This is a genomic window from Pseudochelatococcus contaminans (assembly GCF_014195635.1).
In the GTDB taxonomy this organism is placed as follows: Bacteria; Pseudomonadota; Alphaproteobacteria; order Rhizobiales; family Beijerinckiaceae; genus Pseudochelatococcus; species Pseudochelatococcus contaminans.
The window spans coordinates 1-4,740 of record NZ_JACICC010000037.1 but is presented as its reverse complement, the minus strand read 5'-3'; the positions used below and the strand labels follow the sequence as shown (position 1 = coordinate 4,740).

7 protein-coding genes and 1 pseudogene are annotated in these 4,740 nt (G+C 60.7%); 1 reads left to right on the top strand and 7 read right to left on the bottom strand.

Translation table 11 applies throughout. The annotated features are described in order from the left end of the window. Window positions 1–361: 361 nt before the first annotated feature. From FHS81_RS18505 to FHS81_RS19115, 7 genes are all read right to left on the bottom strand, one after another. Entirely contained in the window at window positions 362–598 is a 237-nt protein-coding gene (locus tag FHS81_RS18505; RefSeq protein ID WP_183755053.1) for a hypothetical protein, read from the bottom strand. Window positions 599–617: 19 nt separating this feature from the next. Further along, the gene (locus FHS81_RS18500; RefSeq protein WP_123195990.1) at window positions 618–899 is read right to left on the bottom strand and encodes a type II toxin-antitoxin system RelE/ParE family toxin; all 282 of its coding nucleotides are present in this window, start codon (window positions 897–899) and stop codon (window positions 618–620) included. Beyond that, on the bottom strand, window positions 896–1,357 hold the full coding sequence (locus FHS81_RS18495) for a hypothetical protein (RefSeq protein ID WP_123195989.1): 462 nt from the start codon (window positions 1,355–1,357) through the stop codon (window positions 896–898). The genes FHS81_RS18500 and FHS81_RS18495 overlap by 4 nt, the downstream gene beginning before the upstream one ends. Window positions 1,358–1,458: 101 nt before the next feature. After that, window positions 1,459–1,749 carry a ribbon-helix-helix protein, CopG family gene (locus FHS81_RS18490; protein ID WP_239025373.1) on the bottom strand — a complete coding sequence of 97 codons (291 nt, stop codon included), beginning with the start codon at window positions 1,747–1,749 and terminating at the stop codon, window positions 1,459–1,461. 8 nt (window positions 1,750–1,757) lie between these two features. Then, entirely contained in the window at window positions 1,758–2,411 is a 654-nt protein-coding gene (locus FHS81_RS18485; RefSeq protein WP_183755051.1) for a ParA family protein, read from the bottom strand. 295 nt (window positions 2,412–2,706) lie between these two features. Next, the gene (locus FHS81_RS18480) at window positions 2,707–3,585 is read right to left on the bottom strand and encodes a helix-turn-helix domain-containing protein (RefSeq protein WP_123195986.1); all 879 of its coding nucleotides are present in this window, start codon (window positions 3,583–3,585) and stop codon (window positions 2,707–2,709) included. A 196-nt stretch (window positions 3,586–3,781) separates the two neighbouring features. Then, on the bottom strand, window positions 3,782–3,913 hold the full coding sequence (locus FHS81_RS19115) for a ribbon-helix-helix domain-containing protein (RefSeq protein ID WP_343052577.1): 132 nt from the start codon (window positions 3,911–3,913) through the stop codon (window positions 3,782–3,784). A 302-nt stretch (window positions 3,914–4,215) separates the two neighbouring features. Between FHS81_RS19115 and FHS81_RS18470 the strand changes: the two are divergent. After that, a pseudogene (locus FHS81_RS18470) lies at window positions 4,216–4,647 on the top strand (transposase); the annotation flags it as partial. Window positions 4,648–4,740: the final 93 nt, after the last annotated feature.

Below are 4,740 nucleotides of genomic sequence, written 5' to 3'. Positions count from 1 at the left end.
CAAGCCGGCACTCGATGAAACAGGCTTCCGACCTCTCCCGTTCTCGGTCTGATCCCCCTACCGTATATCTGTGCCCCTTTAATGTTCAGGGGCCCTTTAGCCGGAGCCTGGACATACACGTCCGTCACCCGGTCGCCACCAGCTCCATTTACCGCTAACCTTGCGAGGTTTCCAAGCCTCGGCCTGCGTCTCCACAAGCAAACGGCAGTTTACCCCGTAGCGTTTAACGGTCGACCGCGAAAATTGGTAAAATCTTAATTAACCGGCCGAGACGCTAGCCCCCGGCCGGCCCGCTCTCATCATCCAGGGCCGTAGGGACGGCCGGGGGCGGGTTGCAGACATGCACCTGTGCAGGTGTGCACTATTGCCCTGCCCGCTCATCAAGGTAACGCGAATGCAACCGGGTCAGCTCGCTCCCATCAACGAGGTTTCCCCGGCGCAAGCCAACTATCAGTTCCTCGACGGAATCGAGGGTGACGGCATCACCGGAAAGCCGCGTCACATCATCAGCCCAACCGTCCAGCGCCGTGCGCTGCGCTTCGGCCCCATGCCGTGCCGCAAGCTCGCGGATGATGGTTTCGGCCGTCTTCTGCATCATCCTTCGCCGCCTGATTTTGCTAGGGCCATTTCTGCGCGCCATGTAGAAGCCGCAAAATCTCAACACGCTTCGCTCTCGATCGCACGCGGTAAACGAGAATGAACGGGGTCCGATTGATAACCAACTCCCGCGTGCCGCGCCGGCGTCCGACACGGCCGATTTCGGGATGATCCGCCAACATGTCACTCTGCTGCTCGATCTCCCCGAGCTGATCGAGCGCCGCGCGGGGATTCTCCTTCGCGATATAGTCTATGGCGTGGGTGCGATTGGCCTGCGCCCTCGGTAGCCAAACGATATTCACTCACGGCCGCCCTTGATACGGGCCAGCAACTCGGCCCTTTGCCGGGCCATGTCCTGCTTGACGACTTCGTGCGGCACCCATTCGGTGTTCGGGTCGTCGGCTTCCTTTATGGCTTCCTCGATCTGATCGCGGAACCATTTGTCATGCGCGGCCGCCTCATGCGCGCGGCGCATCGCCTCGGCCCGATCTGGTCGAGTCTTTCCACCCTCGGCCTGATAGTCGGCCGCGTCCACGTCGAAATGCTCGATTCCCACGTCCTTGAGATAGGAAACCAAGGTTTCAATGCGCCGGAAAACACGCACCTGTCGGCTGCGTTGCGCTGCAAGCGCACGCTCCGCAGCCCCATATTTTACCCGAAGCGACCAACCGCCCGGCTGGCCGACGACATGCGCGCCGCGCAACGCGCCGGCCTCTACAAGCTCCGTAAGCGTGCTGTGGTCTATCGTTTCTGCTGCCATGACCTGGTTCCTTGCAATCTTCTATCGGTAGAGTATGCGATTTATTATAGATTGCAATCCCGCTTGTACTGAGTGCACAAATGCAGTTCTGCACAAGTGCACTATCGGTCACCAAACTTCCGGGCGGCCCCTTCCCTGCTGTAAAGCTCATCAATGGCACGCTTGATGAGCTGCGAATTGTCGAGGCCGAGACGCGCCCGCAATAGCGCCACCTTCTCAACCGTGTCCTGATCGCAATAGCCGCCGATATGCTTGCGGCCGGCCCTGCCCGCCGTGCGGCGCGGCTCGATCTGCGCCCCCTCGGCCGCGATCGGGGCGGATTCCTCGCTCTCCTGCTCGGGAAGCTTCATTTTCGACAGGAAATCCTGCGCGGTTGCCTTTGTCTTCGCCATATCGTTCCTCATGCTCTCTTGTGCACAACTGCGCTTGTGCTCAATTGCAATTCTGCACTCACCCAATCCCATAAAGCTTGCAGCTCGGCGGCGGCTTTGCCTTCGGGGTCGATCTCAAAGGCCGTCAGCCCCTCCCGGCTCGCGTCCCGATGCACTTTGAATCGATGGATGACGGCCGGAACCATCGGGAGCTTGACCGTCTCGAAGACCTGGCGGGCAATATCTTCCTCGGCGCGGCTATTCGGCTGCGCCATCGTCAGGACGGCAGCAGCCGGCTTTTCGCTCGAACGCGCAAGGCGCGCGGTCCTGGGAAGCTGCTCATACGCCTCTATGTCAGGCGTGCACGGCACAAGCACGAGGTCGGAATATTCGACGGCGGCCGGGGCCTCAGTGCTTCGGGCGGGGGGCGTGTCGATAACAACGAGGTCGCAACCGGCTTCCTCGGCCTGGCTCAAGAGCTTCGGCAAGTCGATCTCGGTCGCAAACCGCACAACGGGCAGGGCGTCCTTGCGCCGCTCGGCCCATTGGGTGGTCGATTGCTGCGCGTCCATGTCCAGCACGAGGACATTGAGGCCGGATTTTGCGCCGGCAACGCCAAGGGCCTTCGTGAGCGTCGATTTTCCGACGCCGCCCTTTTGCATGGCGATAGCTAGAGTTTTCATGTGCAACACCGCATTTTTGCAAAAGCTCCTTTGTGCACAATTGCAGGATTGAAATATGCCACGCGACCGGCTCCGGGGTCAATGGAAAACTGTGCACCTAGCCAAAAGTGCAATTGTGCACATTTGCACGAGTAGTCACTAACCTTTCCGCCTGCTTTCTCTCGAAAGCCCATAGGAGGCTGGCCGCAGGCGCGAGGCTGGCGGTTTTGCTGTGAGGTATCCGCTTCCCGATCCGCCTATGCGCGGATCGGAACCGCCGCAGGGCTGCGAAAGCAGCCCGAACAGCGGCGACCGCTTATGTTTGCGCTTTTAGATATAGATTAGATTGGGATTCAGTCTGGTTATCGGACTCACGTTTCTGGATAGCTTTCCCAAGGGCCACCAACGCCCGACCTAGCGCGGTATCGCCGGCCTCGGACAGCGCCAGCTCATCGAGGGGCAGGGCCTTCTTGTAGGCGTCCACCTCGGCCGCGCGGGCTTCCTGTGCGGCGCTATGGTCGTCGGGCGGGGGCGGGGCCTTGGCAAACCGCCCAAGGAACTGCCGGGCCTTCTCCGGCAGGGACAGGCGGTAGGCGTTGCTCGTCTGCTGGACCTGTGGGCCGCGCCCCTCGTTGCCGGTCGGCTCGTAGCGCCGCAGCCAGTCGATGAAACCATGCGCCCGCAGGTTCTTCAGCGCCCGCACGATCGTATCGCGCGACCGGCCGAGCCGATCCATGATCGTGGTGATTGACGGCTCTAGCCGGCCGGTGCGGAAGTCGATGAGATTGACGAACAGCCGCAACACGTCGAGCGCGACCGACCCTAACGGGCCGCTGCGCTCGCCCTTCTGGCGCAAGCCGGCCTCGTTGTAGATTTCGGCCGCCTTCAAGATCGCCTGAACGTCCTTGCGCGTCGTCGGCCGCCATATGCGGCCCTCCGATCGCCCCCGGATATGACTATGCCGGCGAACCGGCGTCGGGCATCGCTCGGCCGGTGGGGGCATGACCAGGCCAAGCCCGACCTGTCCCGATCCCCGCCACGCCGCCCGGCGGCCCTCGGCAAGCGTCATAAGCTCGCCGGCCTCGTCGTCGGAGAGCTGGCCGGCACCGTAGCGCGTCCAGACTTCCCGCATGATTTCATCAAGCGCGTTCCCACGCGCGCAGCCGATCGCGGCCGCGTAATGCGTCCTCAACATATGCCTTCCGTCCTTCCATTCGGAGGACATGACGACTGTGGACGGCAGGCACGGCTTTCCCCGTTTCCGCAAGAATCAATCTTGCGGATTGGCGTGCTCTAGCGTAGATAAGGGGAGATTGGTTTGGCCCCGTCTCTACGGTGTGTCTGACGGCCCTAAAGCCCCTCGCCGCTGCTAACGGCGAGGGGCTTTGCCGTTATGTCCCTTGCTGCGTCTCGATATAGACCCTCAATGCTTCTTCGATGATCGGCGTACGTCCCCGCACGCCCCTGGCTTCCTTGAGTTGGTCGATAGCTTTGACCATCTCGGCAGGAAGGTCAGTGTTCACCAAAACCCGGCCAGCAGCTCGTCGCCGCTCCCGATGGGCGCGAACGAGTTCCTTACTTGGTGGCTTGGCTACACGACTCATATTTACATGTAATCCAGAAAATTGTTGATTCTGCAATGCCTTGAATCGAAACCCCTGAAATCCCGGGGTTTTCGCTGTCACAATTCGCGGCGATTCAAGTTATCTCGCCTCGTTAGAAGGTCGAATCGGCTGCCAAGGCATAGGAGTGCAGCATTGCACTTGTGCACAAATGCACATTATTTTGTTTCGTACGATACAAACGCCGCGCCGTCTAGCGCCCGATAGAGGGTCGCGCGATGCACACCCAGGAGGAACGGCAAGGCCTGCTGGAACGGGATGTCGAAAACAGCTATCTGGCCTCGGATGCGGTGGATGACGACCCGATGACACCCCTGCTGGGGCACTCGATCACTTACCGTATCGCTGTCGGTTCACAGGCGGGGCGAAAGGTGTTCACTTTGCAAACTCTGCCGACCAGTGGTGATCCGTTCGGTGACGGGATTGGCAAGGTAGCCGGGTTCAGCCTGCACGCCGGCGTGGCGGCCAGGGCCGATGAACGCAAGAAGCTCGAACGGCTGTGCCGGTACATCAGCCGCCCGGCGGTATCCGAGAAGCGGCTGTCGTTAACACGAGGCGGCAACGTGCGCTACCAGCTCAAGACGCCGTACCGGGACGGCACCACGCACGTCATTTTCGAACCATTGGATTTCATCCCACATTTCCCAAGTAAGGCGCTGATTTCGCTGTCCTGACCATTATATTTCCTATATAAAACATGGTGTTGAAGGCTGCGAGGGGCGCGTTTC